Annotated in this window: 10 protein-coding genes; 4 read left to right on the top strand and 6 right to left on the bottom strand. The window is 67.3% G+C overall.

Features of this window, described 5'->3' with window-relative positions; translation table 11 throughout:
- Positions 1-50: 50 nt before the first annotated feature.
- Positions 51-1,598 carry a long-chain-fatty-acid--CoA ligase gene (locus tag K0O62_RS05020; protein ID WP_073857022.1) on the bottom strand — a complete coding sequence of 516 codons (1,548 nt, stop codon included), beginning with the start codon at positions 1,596-1,598 and terminating at the stop codon, positions 51-53.
- A gap of 166 nt (positions 1,599-1,764) precedes the next feature.
- On the opposite strand from K0O62_RS05020, the gene K0O62_RS05015 reads away from it, so the two are divergent.
- Positions 1,765-2,964, top strand: a complete 1,200-nt coding sequence (locus K0O62_RS05015; protein WP_073857023.1) for an acyl-CoA dehydrogenase family protein — start codon at positions 1,765-1,767, stop codon at positions 2,962-2,964.
- Between the two features lie 144 nt (positions 2,965-3,108).
- Here K0O62_RS05015 and K0O62_RS05010 read toward each other — a convergent pair whose 3' ends face one another.
- Both K0O62_RS05010 and K0O62_RS05005 read right to left on the bottom strand, forming a co-directional pair.
- Complete coding sequence (locus K0O62_RS05010) at positions 3,109-4,590, bottom strand: histidine phosphatase family protein (RefSeq protein WP_083603713.1); 1,482 nt, start codon at positions 4,588-4,590, stop codon at positions 3,109-3,111.
- A gap of 148 nt (positions 4,591-4,738) precedes the next feature.
- On the bottom strand, positions 4,739-5,635 hold the full coding sequence (locus K0O62_RS05005) for an alpha/beta hydrolase (protein ID WP_073857024.1): 897 nt from the start codon (positions 5,633-5,635) through the stop codon (positions 4,739-4,741).
- A gap of 151 nt (positions 5,636-5,786) precedes the next feature.
- On the opposite strand from K0O62_RS05005, the gene K0O62_RS05000 reads away from it, so the two are divergent.
- Positions 5,787-7,856: an acetate--CoA ligase family protein gene (locus K0O62_RS05000; protein ID WP_234800144.1), complete on the top strand. Its 2,070-nt coding sequence runs from the start codon at positions 5,787-5,789 to the stop codon at positions 7,854-7,856.
- Between the two features lie 117 nt (positions 7,857-7,973).
- Positions 7,974-8,909, top strand: coding sequence for a type IV toxin-antitoxin system AbiEi family antitoxin domain-containing protein (locus K0O62_RS04995; protein WP_073857026.1), 936 nt, complete (start codon positions 7,974-7,976; stop codon positions 8,907-8,909).
- 69 nt (positions 8,910-8,978) lie between these two features.
- Here K0O62_RS04995 and K0O62_RS04990 read toward each other — a convergent pair whose 3' ends face one another.
- Positions 8,979-10,820, bottom strand: coding sequence for an acyl-CoA dehydrogenase (locus K0O62_RS04990; RefSeq protein ID WP_073857027.1), 1,842 nt, complete (start codon positions 10,818-10,820; stop codon positions 8,979-8,981).
- A gap of 282 nt (positions 10,821-11,102) precedes the next feature.
- Here K0O62_RS04990 and K0O62_RS04985 point away from each other — a divergent pair, with 282 nt between their 5' ends.
- Entirely contained in the window at positions 11,103-12,341 is a 1,239-nt protein-coding gene (locus tag K0O62_RS04985; RefSeq protein ID WP_073857028.1) for a TetR/AcrR family transcriptional regulator, read from the top strand.
- A 7-nt stretch (positions 12,342-12,348) separates the two neighbouring features.
- Here the strand turns inward: K0O62_RS04985 and K0O62_RS04980 are convergent, their stop codons facing one another.
- Together K0O62_RS04980 and K0O62_RS04975 are read right to left on the bottom strand one after the other, a co-directional pair.
- Positions 12,349-12,759, bottom strand: a complete 411-nt coding sequence (locus K0O62_RS04980; RefSeq protein WP_073857029.1) for a hypothetical protein — start codon at positions 12,757-12,759, stop codon at positions 12,349-12,351.
- A 1-nt stretch (position 12,760) separates the two neighbouring features.
- Positions 12,761-13,801 carry a phosphotransferase family protein gene (locus K0O62_RS04975; protein WP_073857030.1) on the bottom strand — a complete coding sequence of 347 codons (1,041 nt, stop codon included), beginning with the start codon at positions 13,799-13,801 and terminating at the stop codon, positions 12,761-12,763.
- Positions 13,802-13,810: the final 9 nt, after the last annotated feature.

The raw sequence follows: 13,810 nt of genomic DNA, 5'->3' as shown, positions 1-13,810 counted from the left end.
CGTCAAAAGCCCCCGGCACCTGCCGGGGGCTTTTGCGTTGCTCACGATGCTCAGTTGACGGAGCGGGACTCGCCGTCCCAGTAGCGCTTGCGCAGGTCGACTTTCGACACCTTCGCCGCCGCGGTCAGCGGCAGCGCGTCGACGAAATCGACGGTTCGCGGGGCCTTGTACCGCGCGATCAGCGACCCGCAGTGTTCCCGCAGTTCCTCGGCGGTCGTCGTCACACCGTCGTGCAGGACGACCACGGCATGGACCCGCTCACCCCAGTCGGCGTCGGGCACCCCGATCACCGCGCAGGTGGCCACGCTCGGATGCTGTGCCAGCGCGTTCTCGACCTCTGCGGAGTACACGTTCTCCCCGCCGGTGACGATCATGTCCTTGATCCGGTCGACGATGAACAGATACCCGTTGTCGTCCAGGTAGCCGCCGTCGCCCGTGTGCATCCAACCGCCGCGCAGCGCCTGCGCGGTCTCCTCGGGCCGGTTCCAGTAGCCGAGCATCACGTGCGGGCCACGCGCTGCGACCTCACCGACCGTGCCGCGCGGCACCTCGTTGTCGTCCTCGTCGACGATCTTCACCTCGGCGATCGGCACCGCCCGCCCCGCTGATCTCAGCAGTGCGGGATCCAGGTGTTCCTCGGCGGTCAGCACCGTCGTGGTCGGGGCCAACTCCGTCATGCCGTAGGCCTGGAGCAGCTTCGCCTGCGGTAGCAGCCGCATCGCCCGCTCCAGCACTGCCTGCGAGATCGGCGAAGCGCCATAGATCAGATGCTTGAGGCTGGACAGATCATGGCGTGCCGCTGCCGGCGAATCGACGAACATCTGAATCATCGTGGGAGCCAGGAACATATCGGTGATCTGGTGATGCTCGATCGCCTCCGCGACCGATTCCGGGGTGAAGCCCGGCAGGATGACATGGCTGCCGCCGACGACGTTGCGGGCCAACCACCCCGACCCGTCGGCCAGGTGGAACATCGGCGCACTGTGCAACAGCCGGCCACGCGGTGCGAGGAACTGCCCGGTCGCCAGCGCCCCCAACGCCGCCGCCATCAAATTGGCATGGCTGAGCATGACCCCCTTGGGCGTTCCCGTCGTGCCGCCGGTGTAGTAGATCGCCGCCAGCGCGTCACCACCCCGACGGGCGTCCGGCACCGGATCATGCGCGGCGATGATCTCCTCGAAGCCGAGCACACCGTCCGGGCGGGGCCGATCGCCGGTGTGGATGTAGGACCGCACCGTCGGCGCCAGCACCCGCAAATCGTCCACCATGTCGAGGAAGGCGTCATCGACCACCAGCACCACGGCACCGGCGTCTTCGAGTGAGAACGCGATCTCGTGGACGCTCCAGCGAGTGTTCACCGGCACCGCGACCGCGTCCGCCCAGGGCACCGCGAAGAGGAAGTCGTGGTAGGCGTCGTTGTTCTGCGCCAGCAGTGCGACGCGGTCATCGGTCGCCACACCCAGACCGTGGAACGCCGCCGCCAATCGGGCGGCACGGTCCGCACTCTGGGCCCAGGTCCGGATGCGCTCACCGAAGATCGTGGCCGGCAAATCGGGGGTCTGCGCGACCGCGCGGTGCAAAGCCTGTGTCAGGTACATGGTTAGTACTCATTTCAGTCCGATTGACGTTGCTTTAGGCGTCTGGCCTGCATACAAGCCACTTGACATTAGCATTAATTTCGTTACCTTAGTCACATGCGGTTCGCTATCGCCTTGATCTTGAGGCATGCGTTCGCTCTGATCGACACCCGCAGAAAGGCATGACATGACAGACACGCTGACCCGTGACGCCGACACCGACTCGCGGCTGGATGACTACTTGCAGCGCGTTCGCGCCATCACCCCGTTGATCCGGTCCGAAGCCGAGGCCATGGAGCGGGCTCAGACGTTGAGCGACGCCGTCCGCGATGCACTCGAAGAGCAGAACCTGCACCGCATGCTGATCCCGACCGAGTTCGGTGGCGGCGGCCTGCTGCCGAGTGAGGGCCTGCGGGTCTACGAAGAGATGGCCAAGGCCGACGCGTCCACCGCGTGGGCGTTCATGGCGACCTCGTGGTCGACCGCCGAGGTGCTCGGCTACCTCAAGCCCGAGGTGGCCAAGGACCTGATGAGCCGCGACGAGGACTTTCGCGTCGCCGGTCAGCTGCTCCCCCGTTACCCGGCCACGCAGGTCGAGGGCGGTCTGATCGTCGAGGGCAACTTCGCCTTCGCCAGCGGGTCGGACCACGCCACCTGGATCGGCGCCGGGGTGTTCGTCGCCGATGAGGACGGCAACGCGATCCTCGGCGAGGACGGGCAGATCCAGCCCCGGGTGGCCATGTTCCCCAAGGCCGAGGTCGACCTCAAGCAGAACTGGGATGTCTGGGGCCTCGGCGCCACCGGCAGCCACGACTACCGGGTCGACAAGTTGTTCGCCCCCGACGAGCACACCATCGTCACCTTCGGCGGCACGCCCTACCGGTCGGAGACGATCTACAAGCTGTCCAACGAGTTCGTCGGCCCGCTGCCGCACGTCCCGGTCGTGCTCGGTATCGCGACCCGTGCGCTGGAACTGCTTGCCGCGGTGGCCCTCAAGAAGTTCCGGCCCAATTACGGCGGACCGATCGGCGAGGCCGACATCTTCAAGATCGAGTTCGCCCGGATGGAGGCGCTGCTGCACGGCGTCCGCCTCGCGTTCTACGACCTTGTCGAGTCGGCCGAAGCCACTGTGGACGCCGGCCACACCCGCACCCCGGAACAGATGGCCCGGATGCGTCAGCAGCTGGCTTGGAGCCATGAGGCCATGGACACCATCGTGGGCTTCGCCCATCGCTGGAGCGGCAGCCAGAGCATCGGCCGGACAAGCGCATTGGGCCGGTACGTGCGCGATATGCAGGTGGCCACCCAGCATCTGCTGGTCGACCCGAAGTTCTTGGCCGACGCGGCCACCGACCTGCTCCCGATCTACGCGGCGGCCGGAGCCTAGACCCGGCTTCCGCGTATGCCCGGTACCCGCTCAGCGGGTACCGGGCATTTCCATTTTCATCGCTGACAATGTCATCACTGACAACGAAACCCCCTCCGCCCCAGACGGGTCGGAGGGGGTTCGTCCCTGCTGACTGACTAACTGTCAGTCGTCGGAGTCACTACCACCGGCTGCAGACGTGGCACCGACGGACACCTTGGTGCCGGTATCCCCGTCCTTGTCGCTGGTCTTCTTGTCGGCGTCCTCGTCGGCCTTGTTATCGGCCTTCTTGTCAGCCTTCGTGTCGGCCTCGTCGCCGGCCAGTGCATCCGCCTTATCCTTGGTCTTCGAGTCGGCCGTCAGATCGGACTCGACGTCGGATTTGGAGCCGGACTCGACGTCGGACTCGACGTCGGACGTGATGTCGGATGCGGTTCCGGACTCGACGTCGGTGACGATATCGAGTTCAGCCTCGTCAGTGACCTCGACCACCTCGTCGATCGCCGTCACCTCGTCCACGGTGGGAACCGAAACCGGGGCCACCCGTGCGGATCTACGCTCCCGCACAGTCTCCGGACCGGACTGCGTCTCCACCGACTCGGCCACCGTCGGCGCGGTGGCTGCCGCCGCTGCGGCGCCCGCCATTGTGGCCGCGGATGCAGACCGCTTCGGGAGAATCCGAGAGACGGCCTTTTCGATTCGCTGAACCACATCGGCATTGATGGCGCGGGTGAACTTGATGGCAGAGAAGGACGCCGTGCTGACGGCCCGATTCACCGCGCTCACAATCGCCGACAGGTCACGGGTGGCGAACGCCGCCAACACCGAACGGAACTCGGCGCCGACCTGACGCACCAAGGTACGCAGCTGCACCGTCAACTCACCCAGGAAGGTGCGGTCGGCGCTGAATTGCCGCCCGTCCCAACTCACCAGCTTCCAGCCGTCCACCGGGTTGCCCTCGATCACCACATCGGCGGTGTTCCGCAGGGAGGCCCGCAGCAGCTCCATCTTCTGTGCCGCGGTGAGGTTGTCGACATTCATGAAGGTCCAGAACATCATGGCCGCACCGTGCGAGAAGACCACCGCGTTGCGGCTGCCATCGTCGTAGATGGACTGCAGAGCGCCGCCCACCCGGGCGTTGAACTCGTGGCCGTCGAGCGAACCGGGAATCCGGGCATCGAGGTTGCCCTGCAGCGACCACGCGAGCGGGGCGAGCATATAGCCGCTGCTGGCTTCGCTCTCCGGGGTGCCCTCGTAGTCACCGGCCTCGATTTCCCGCATCCCGGCCAGCACCTTGATGGGCAGTCCCAGGTACTGCGACATCGGTGCCGCCGTCAGCTGTGTCCGGACCATCGTCGAGGCGTACACCCCGTCATAGTTCTTATCGCCGAGCCTGGCGGCGACGGCCGCGGCCTGCTGCTGGCCGAGTTCACTGAGAACCGGTCCCGGCGTCGAGGAATCGATGGTGCCTGAGGCGTTGCCCAGTGACTGTCCGTGACGGATGAAGGTCACTCGCATCAGTTCTGCCGCCGAGGCCGGGATCGCCGCGCCCGCCAGCAGCGCGCCGGCGACGAAGACGGATCCCACATATCGGCCGAGTTTTGTTCTCCGCCACCCTCGATGGGTGGCGGTTGCGGCACTGTTCATAGCTTCTCCTTTGATAGATGAACAGACGGGTATTACTTCCCCCCAGCCTTGTCATCCCCCGGGTCGCGCACGCTCAGGGCCGCGACGGTCTGCGCGTAGAAAGCGACAGACGGTCGCGGATCGCCGGAATGCAGTGGCCCCTAGGCGGCTACCCGCCGAAAGCCTGCTTCAGGTAGGCGCCGATCTCACCGACGGCCTCGATGCCTTCGGGCAGGATCGACGAGAACAACGGCCAGACATGGACCATGTCCTCGTAGAGCGACACGTGCGCCGCACCGCCGCTTGCGCTGATCGCCGTCGCAGCGCGCAATGAATCGTCGAGCAGCACCTCCGTGGAACCCACCAGGAACAACGACGGTGGAAGTCCCCCGAGATCACCGAATACCGGTGAGGCGATCGGGTCCTGCGGATCGTGGCCCTGCAGGTACGCCTCCCGCAGATTGGCTATCGAACCCCGGGACACCGCAACGTCTTTGCCGTCATAGAGGTCGACGCTGGCCCCGCTGGCGGTGAAGTCGAGCAGAGGCGATATGAAGACCGCCGCGGCAGGCAGCGGTGCACCCTTGTCCCGCAGGACCGTCAGCGCGGCCAGGGTCAGGCCGCCACCGGCAGAGTCACCACCGACCGCGACATTGCCGGCCCCGTAGGTCGAGATCAGGTCCTCGATCGCGGCGACACCGTCGTCGACGGCGGCCGGGAATTTGTTCTCCGGCGCGCGCCGGTAGTCCGGGAGCACGACGGTGACCCCGGAGGCGGCCGACAGCGCGTGGCCGAGTTCCTGGAAGCCCCGGGCGCTGCCCAGCACGTAGCCGCCGCCGTGGAACCAGATGAGCACCTTGTCGCCGGTGGCTCCGGCGGCGGTCACGGACAGCACCGGGATGCCGCCGGCGACACCCTCGGCCGGTTCGACGCCGTCGGGCAGCTCGAACTGCAGCAGCAGCGCATCGTAGGCCGCGCGCAGGTCGTCCACGGTTGCCGTCGCAGCGTCGGGGAACCCGTTCACGTACATGTCCTCGACCCGCGCCAACGCCTCGGTCCTCGCCATGGCTCCTCCACTGATAAGTCGGCAGTTCAGCGCGACTCTACATATCGACGCTTAACTTTCGTACACTTTTGCTGGTTTTTCCCATCGTATTTAACGATCCGATACCATAATCAGTGTTCACAGAATGACTCTTTACCGAAGGGCACCAGCCATGACGGGTCCGCTCGAACGCCTGTTGAATCCCGCGACCATCGCGATCGTCGGGCTCAGCGATAAGTCGCCGGTTGCCGACTTCATCGCGCCCACCTTGAACAGTGCCGCTGACATCCACTTCGTTCATCCGACCGCCGAGACCGTGCTGGGGGTGCCCGCCCACCGTTCGATCAGCGACATCGACGGGCCGATCGACGCGGTGCTCTCGGTGATGTCTGCCGAGCGCACCGTGGCGCTGGCCGAGGAGTGCGCGGACCTCGACTGCGGCGGACTGGTCGTCTACGCGGCCGGGTTCTCCGAACTCGGCGAGGAGGGCGCGGGCTACCAGCAGCGCCTGGAGTACGCGGCGGCGCGCGGCGGGATGGCCGTGATCGGCCCGAACAGCCTCGGCTATATCAGCGTGCCGCGCAGCCTGCACCTGACCGCCTCCGCCGACTACCACCCCGCACCGGGCGGTGTGTCGATCGTGTCGCACAGCGGCGCGATGATCGGCGGTATCGCGATCGCGGCCCGAGCACGCACCGGCGTCGGCATCTCGCGGCTCATCTCGGCGGGCAACGAGGCCACCACAGATGTCGCCGACTACCTGGATTTCCTTGCCACCGACCCGGATACCACCGCCATCGGCCTCGTCGTCGAGGGGATCCGCCGGCCGGCGGCGTTCTTCGATGCCGCTCGCCGCTGCATCGCGGCCGGTAAGCCGATCGTCGCGGTCAAGCTGGCCCGCAATGCGCGCACCCAGCAGATGGCGGCGTCGCACACCGGAGCGCTGGCCGGAAACGCGTGGGCCTACGACGTCACGTTCCGTCAGGTCGGAATCCAGCTCGCCTACGACCTGGAGGAGCTCGTCGACCGGCTCGCGATCGTCAGCCAGCTCGATCCCGCGATGCGCAAACCGGTGCAGCGCATCGGCGTGGTGGCCGGCACCGGTGGTTTCGCCTCACTGGCCTTCGACGTGGCCGAGGCGGAAGGACTGACGCTGCCGCCGCTGGACAGCCTCGCCGACTGGGTCGCCGCGACCATCCCCGGCATCACCGTGCCGAACCCGTTGGACACCACCGGCTTCGGTGCGACCTTCTGGACCGACATCGTGGACCGGTACGTGGGCTCCGACGAGCTCGACGCGGTGTTGTTCGTCAACATGTGGAGCGACTCACCGCTGTACCGGCGGCTGATCGACGATGTCGCCGTCGCCGCCCGCCGCTACGGCAAGCCGGTCGTGATCGCGGCGGGCTCCGGTGATGTCGGCGCCTTCGCCACCGAAGTGATCGGCACCGACGGGGCCGTCGCCCTGGGCCACGGGATCCGCGGCAGCCTGCGCGGCCTGCACACCCTGGGCACCTTCGCGCGGGACCGTGCCACCGTCCGTGACGCCGTCGACGCTCCGGCGCCGATTGCCCGCCCCTCGGTGACGGTCGACTCCGCCGACGGCAGCCGTTTCCTGCCGTTCCGCGACATCATGGCGCTGCTGGAGCAATTCGGGATCCCGACCGCCCCGTACGCCGTGCTCGACGGTGAGGTCGGCGACCAGGACACCCCCGCCTTCCCCGGCCCGTATGCGGTCAAGCTGGCCGATGTCGCGCACCGGACCGAACTCGGTGCTGTCGCACTCAATGTCAGCGCGGCGGACCTGGCCGATGCGGTAGCCCGGATGCGCGCCATCGCCGCACAGCACGGGGTCTCCCCCACTGTCGCCGTCCAGCCGATGACGTCCTCGCGCGGCGAGCTGTTGATCGGCATCGACGGCCGCAGTGAACTGGGGCCGATGGTGATGCTCGGCCTCGGTGGCATCTTCGTCGAGGTGCTGCAGCGCATCGGTGGCCGCCCGGCACCGCTGGCCAAGGCCGACGCCGAGGCGCTGATCGAGGAATTCCGTGATCTGCGCCTGCTGCACGGCTTCCGGGGTGCTGCGCCCTGGCATCTGGAGCAGCTCGCCAACACCTTGGTGGGACTGGGAAATCTGGCCGCCGCGGGCCAGGAGTGGATCGAATCCCTGGACGTGAACCCGCTTCTGGTCACCGAGGACGGGCTGGTGGCGGTCGACGCGTTGTGCATCGTGCGCCAATAGGGGCTCAACGCCGAGGATCGTGGTCACCGGGTGGCTGCGATCCTCGGCGTACCTGCTTATCCACAGATCGCAACCGGGCTCTGGTCCTAGCCGAACCGGTCGGCGAGGATCGAAGGCGTGGACATCGCCGACCTGCTGCGCCGGCAGTCCGGGGTCATCTCGCGTCGGCAGGTCCTCGACGCCGGTCTGCAGAACCACCACATCCGACGGCTACTGAGGCGCCGGGAGTGGGCACGCGTCCATGACGGCGTCTATGTGGAGCACACCGGACCGCTGAGCTGGCCGCAGCGCGCCTGGGCCGCAGTTCTGTATGCGGCACCGGCAGCGCTGTGCCTGGAATCGGCGCTGTCGGAGCAGGGTTCGATCATCCACGTCGGCGTCGCCCGGCAGCGCGCGATGCTCGTCGAACCGCACGGTGTCCGCATCCACCACCTCGCGCATCTCGACGAACGGACCCTGTGGAACGCCGGCCCGCCCCGGCTGCGTTACGAGGACGCCGCGCTCGACGTGGCGTGCCAGGCGGTGTCGGAGTTCGACGCGATCGCGGTCCTGGCCGACGCCTGCGGTTCCCGGCGCACCACCGCGGTCCGGCTGCAGCAGACTCTCGATGCACGTCGTCGCATTCGCCGCCGGCGCTGGCTGAAAGGGGTGCTCGCCGACATCTCCGCCGGCACCTGTTCAGTCCTGGAGCACGCATACCTTGATCGGGTGGAGCGGGCGCACGGTCTTCCCCGCGCGGTGCGACAGCAACGCTCGGACTCATCGGTGGGCGTCTGCTACCGCGACACCGAATACGGCCGGCGCCTGGTGGTCGAACTCGACGGCCGACTGTTCCATGACTCGGCGTCGGCCCGAAACCGGGATTTCGAACGCGATCTCGATGCCGCCGTCGACGGCCGGTCGACCATCCGCCTCAGTTATCAGCAGGTGCTCGACCGCGCGTGCCACACCGCGGCCAAGCTGGCGTGGGTGATGCACGGGCATGGCATCGCGGTGACCGGGCACCCATGCGGGCCCGGGTGTGTGTTCGGGAAACTCGATCTCGCGGCGTGATCGCCGTATGCGCCGAGGATCGTCGCCGGCAGGTGGCTGCGGTCCTCGGCGTAGCGCCCGGCCAGCGGGTCAGAACGCCGCTTCGTCGAGCTCCATCACGAAGTCGTCCACCCGCAGCGCCGCCTCCCGCTGCGCCGCGACGGCGGGCAGCACCTCGCGGGCGAAGAACTGCGCCGCAGCCACCTTACCCTGGTAGAAGGACACATCCGACACACTCGGACCGGCAGCGAGGGCCCGCAGGGCGACCTGGGCGCCGCGCAGCAACAGCCAGCCGACGACCACATCTCCCAGCACGTAGAGCAACCGCGTGGCATTGAGCCCGACCCGGTAGATCTGCTCGGCGTTGTCCTTGGACGCGGCCAGATCACCCGTCATCTTCTCGATGATCGCCTCGACGTCGGCCACCGCGGTGCCGAGCAGGTCCCGTTCGGCCGCCAGCTCGGGCGCGCCCTCGGCCACCAGGGCCTTGATCTCACCGAACACGTGCGCCAGCGCCTGCCCACGGTTACGAACGACCTTGCGGAAGAACAGGTCTTGGGCCTGAATCGCCGTGGTGCCCTCGTAGACGGTGTCGATCTTGGCGTCCCGGACGTACTGCTCGATGGGGTACTCCCGCAGATAGCCCGACCCGCCGTAGGTCTGCAGCGATTCGGTGCCCAGCAGTACCCAGGCCCGTTCCGAACCGTAGCCCTTGACGATCGGCAGCAGCAGATCGTTGACGGCCTCGGCCAGTGCGCCATCCTCGCCGGCCGCCGCCTTCATGGCGATCTCGTCCTGCCAGGCGGCGGTGTAGAGGATCAACGAGCGCAGACCTTCGGCGTACGCCTTCTGGGTCAACAGCGAGCGGCGCACGTCGGGGTGATGGGTGATGGTCACCCGGGGCGCCGCCTTGTCCGAGGACTGCGCCAGATCGGACCCCTGGACGCGCTGCTTCGCGTAGTCCAGCGCGTTGAGGTAGCCGCTCGACAGGGTGGCAATGGCCTTGGAGCCCACCATCATCCGGGCATCCTCGATCACGTCGAACATCTGCGTGATACCGTCATGTACCTCACCGAGCAGCCAGCCCCGCGCCGGAGTGTCCTCGCCGAGGGTCAACTCGCACGTCGTGGACACGTTCAAGCCCATCTTCTTCTCGACGTTGGTGGTGTAGACGCCATTTCGTTCACCGGTCAGTTCCCCGGTCTCCAGGTCGAAGTGATACTTCGGCACCAGGAAAAGGCTGAGCCCCTTGGTGCCCGGCCCGCCGGCGCCGTCGACACCGACCGGGCGGGCCAGCACCAGATGCAGGATGTTGTCCGCCAGGTCATGTTCAGCGGCGGTGATGAACCGTTTGACGCCTTCGATGTTCCAGGAGCCGTCCTCATTGGGGAGGGCCCGGGTGCGCCCCGCGCCCACATCCGAGCCGGCGTCCGGCTCGGTGAGCACCATCGTTGCGCCCCAGCGGTTGTCGATGGCGAACTGGGCGATCTTGCGGTCCCGCTCTGTCCCGTGCTTCCACACCACCCGGGCGGCGGTCGGCACGCCGACATAGGTCCACAGGGCCGGGTTGGCGCCCTGGACGAACTCGGCCAACGCCCAGTTCAGCGAGCTCGGGGCGTTGGTGCCGCCGAGCTCCGGCAACACCCGCAGCCGCCACCACTCGGCGTCCATCCAGGTCTTGTAGGTGGCGGCGAACGCGGGCGTGACCGTCACGGACTTGTTGACCGCGTCGTAGGTGGGCGGGTTGCGGTCCCCCTCTTCGAAGGATTCGGCGAGATCCTCGCGGGCGAGCCGGTCGACCTCGTGCAGGATGAACTTCGCGGTGTCCAGGTCGAGATCGGTATACGGCGCCGCACCGAAGACGCGGTCGCGTTCGAGCAGTTCGAACAGATTGAACTCGATGTCACGCAGATTGCTCTTGTAGTGGCCCATGATGGCCGCCTCTCATCTTGTGTCGACTGGCCTGGCAGTCGCAAAACGTTCAGATTGGGTCCGGCTGCAGCCCCCGGCGCCGGCATCTCGTGAACTTTAACTCCGGGTCAATCAGTGGTCAACAAGGGCATTACCCGGCATGTATGGCGCTTCTAGTTAATCAGGAATATAGTCGATTCGGTTCTCGCTGTTGGTGAGGACTTCCTCTGGGACGGCGGGACCGGGGGTTCGCAGCACGGATGCGAGACTGGAACCATGACCCAGCCGGGGGGAAAGAGTGAGATGCCTCGATCGACGGCGGCTCGTGCCGAGACCGTGAAGGCGACACTGCGGACTTCGGCACGCGGCGCGCACCGGACCGAGCAGGTGGCCAGGGCCGCGGCCGGGCTCTTTCAGGAGTTCGGCTACCAGAACGTCAGCATCGACCGGATCGGCGCGGCGGTGGGATTGACCGGCCCGGCCGTCTACCGACACTTCAAGGGCAAGCACGACATCCTGGTGCACGCCCTGATGACCCAGGTCCGCCTGGCCGAGCAGTTGCACACCGCCGCGAACGAACAGGGCACCACCGCCGAGGAGAAGTTGCATCTGCTGCTCGCCGGCTTCGGTGATCTCACGGCCAACGGGAACGAGGCCACCCTGTGGCGGCGCGAACAACGCCACCTCGACCCCGCCGAGCACGAAGAGTTCCGCGGGTACTTCGCCGACAACCAGGACCGGATCGCCGCCCAGGTCGCGGCATTCAAACCGGAACTCGGCCCGCACAAGGCCGAATTCCTCGGGTTCGCGGTCCTGGCAATGTATTCCAATACTCCCGACATCCGCGGGACGCTGTCCGCCGACCGGTTGCAGGAGATCCAGACCGCGGTGGCATGGGCGATCATCGAATGCCCGCTGCCCGATTCGGACCCTGCCGCAACGCCGTCCCCACCCCCCGCACATCGCCGTCCCGCGGGGCGGCGGGAGCGCATCATCGACGCCGCCGCGCAGTTGTTCAACGAGCGCGGCTTCTACGACGTGCACATCGACGACATCGCCAAGGCATCCGAGATGTCCACCGCCACCCTGTATCAGCATGTGTCCAGCAAGACCGAGGTGCTCAGCGCCGTGCTCGAACGCGGCGCGGAAGGACTGCTGTACGTGACGGCGGATGTGCTCGCCTATGCGAGCACCCCGCAGGAGGCCTTGGGCGCGCTCATCGAGACCTACATCCGACAGGCGGTGGGGCCGTACGGGCGGATCATGCACATCCTGGCCGCCGACCTGCTGTACCTGCCGGAAGAAGAACAGCAGTCGTTGCGAAACGCTCAGCGGGAGTATGTCGCCGAGTGGGTCGAGGTCATCGAGAAGTTGTCCGAAGGCCTGTCGACCGCCGACGCCCGTGCGCTCGCCCAGGCGGCCATCGGCGTGGTCACCGACGTGACTCAGAACCCTCAGTTGCGCCGGCGCCCGAACATCGCCGACGAACTCACCGCACTGGTGCGGGCCATGGTGCTGCCGGCCGGGCTGAAACCGGCCTGACGGCACACTAGCCGGGCAGTCCCGGCCGCAGTCCCGGCGAGATCTCGGCCGCGATGTCCGCCGCGGTGAACTCCGCTACCGCCGCGGCGATCGCGGGATCGAAGCCATCGGTGTAAGCCGACTTCAGGACGTCGCCGATGCTCGCCCGGTCGGCGTACAGTGCGTCCAGATCGTCGCCGTCCGAACCGGAATCCGATCTCTGCCCGAGTTGTGCACTGAGCGAACGGCTTCGCGCCACCGCGGCCGACAGCGGTTCCGCATCCCAGGCCAGCCGGTCCTGCAGACTGTCCAGCATCTCGACCACCGAGAGCAGTTCGGCGCGGGCGTCACCGGAGGTGACGCCCGGCAACACCCGCTCGGCCAGCGTCGCCCGGATCGCTTGGTGCACCTTGCCCAGATCGAGCCCGTAGACGGTCATCTCACAATCCCCATTCTCCGTCGCGCAGCATCTGATTGAGCCATCCGAGGCTGTAGTAGACGCTGTGCGCCATGTTGGCATAACGCAGTTCAGGCCGGTCCCCGCGCTCGAAGATGGCCACCGCCTGCAGGCAACCGATCGCGGACTTGGTCAGGGACTGCACCGCCCACCAGGTCAAGCTCTCCTGGCTCGGCCGCCAGCCGGCGGCGTCTGCGTACTCGTCGAGGAAGTCGTCGAGGGACAGCAGTTTGCAGGCCAGCGGCGAGCGTCCCCGCGAGGTGCGCTGGAAGAACCAGGCCAGGTCGGCCACCGGGTCGCTGAAGTGCGCGGTCTCCCAGTCGAGCACGCCGACCAGCGCCCCGTCGCCCGGGTTCACCACCAGATTGCCGACACGGAAGTCGTTGTGCACCAGCGATACCCGCCCGGACACCCGGTCGGCTCGGTGGTCCAGCCAGGCCAGCGCCAGATCCAGGATCGGAATCCGGATGCTCGCGACATCGTCGTAGGTCTGTCGCCACTGGTCGTTCTCGGCCCGGCCGGTGTCCGCCGGCGCCGGCGCCGGCTCCAGCTCGGTCAGGTTCAGCGAGGTCGGTTCGGCGGCATGCAGGGTGGCCATCTCCCGGGCCACCCGCCGACCGAGTGCGGACCGGTCATCGGCGTTGGCGATCATCTTGGTCACGTTGTGCGGCATCGGGACAACGCCGGCGAGGCGCTCCATCACGAAGAAACCACGGTTGCCCGGTTCCCCCGCACGGTGGGCGGCGACGCCGGGCACCGGCAGGCCCAGGCCCTCGGTGGCGCGCAGCAGCGCAACCTCGCGCGCCACGTCGTAGCTGCCGACGATCCCGCTCACCGGTTCCCGCTTGACGGCGAAGGACGCCGTCCGGTCCCCGCCGTCCCAGGACGCGGTGACCAGGTAGGTCTCCCAGGAGTTACCCTCGCTGCGCTTGTCGACGTCGACCAGCGTCACCGGGCTGCCCTCGGCCACCTGTGCGCTGAGCACCTCGGCGAGTTCGGCGAGGAAGTCTGTGGTCTCGCTCATGGTGTGTAT

It is taken from the genome of Mycolicibacterium diernhoferi, assembly GCF_019456655.1.
GTDB classification, from domain to species: Bacteria; Actinomycetota; Actinomycetes; order Mycobacteriales; family Mycobacteriaceae; genus Mycobacterium; species Mycobacterium diernhoferi.
Note: the sequence above shows the minus strand (reverse complement) of the source record. Positions and strands in the feature narration are given on the sequence as shown.